The sequence below is a fragment of the Bacillus sp. AR8-1 genome, assembly GCF_008042345.1.
In the GTDB taxonomy this organism is placed as follows: Bacteria; Bacillota; Bacilli; order Bacillales; family Bacillaceae_G; genus Bacillus_A; species Bacillus_A cereus.
In genome coordinates this window covers 1-907 of the sequence record NZ_QNUB01000086.1, presented here as the reverse complement: position 1 = coordinate 907, position 907 = coordinate 1, and the positions used below count along the sequence as shown (strand labels likewise).

The window sequence follows — 907 nt, the reverse complement described above, 5'->3', positions numbered from 1 at the left end:
AATTGGGGTGCAGTTCAAAAAGAATTGCTCTTTTTGTGCTTATAAGTTGTGAATATTGAAAAAGATGTGTTAATTTTTCATTATGAAGAGAAAAAGGAGTGATTTTCATGAATGAGATAATACATAAGATAGAGCAACACGTTTCAGTTCGTAAATATAAAGAAGAATCAATTCCGAAAGATGTAGTAGAAAAAATGGTGCACGCTGCACAGCATGCGGCTTCATCACATTTTGTACAGGCGTATTCTGTCATATATGTAACAAATCAGGAATTAAAGGCTAAATTAGCAGAGCTATCCGGAAATCGCCATGTGAAAGACTGCGCAGCATTCTTTGTTTGTTGTGCAGATTTAAAACGACTTGAAATTGCATGTGAAAAACATGGTACAGAGATAAAGCATGAAGGGGTGGAAGACTTTATTGTTGCGACGGTAGATGCTTCACTTTTTGCGCAAAACTTAGCGTTAGCAGCAGAGTCATTAGGATACGGTATTTGTTATATTGGTGGTATTCGTAATAATCCGAGAGAAGTGAGCGAATTGCTTCATTTACCAGATAAAGTATATCCTGTATTCGGAATGACAGTCGGTGTACCAGATGAAGAACATGGAGTTAAACCACGCTTACCGGTAGCAGCGGTTCTTCATGAAAATGGATATGATGAACAAAAATATGATGAATTATTAAACGAATATGATGAAACGATGAGCGCGTATTACAAAGAAAGATCATCAAATCAAAAAAAAGTAACATGGACGGAATCAATGAGTTCGTTTATGTCTAAAGAAAAAAGAATGCATATGAAAGAGTTTTTAAGTGAAAAAGGATTAAATAAGAAGTGAGTAAAGAGGCAAACCTGTGATGCGGGTTTGCCTTTTTTGAAAGGAGAAATACCTAAGATCAGAAA

1 protein-coding gene is annotated in these 907 nt (G+C 35.6%); it reads left to right on the top strand.

Features of this window, described 5'->3' with window-relative positions; translation table 11 throughout:
- Positions 1-107: 107 nt before the first annotated feature.
- A complete protein-coding gene (gene nfsA / locus DN400_RS29155) occupies positions 108-842 on the top strand; it encodes an oxygen-insensitive NADPH nitroreductase (protein ID WP_001002380.1) in 735 nt (244 codons plus the stop codon).
- The last annotated feature ends 65 nt before the right edge of the window (positions 843-907 follow it).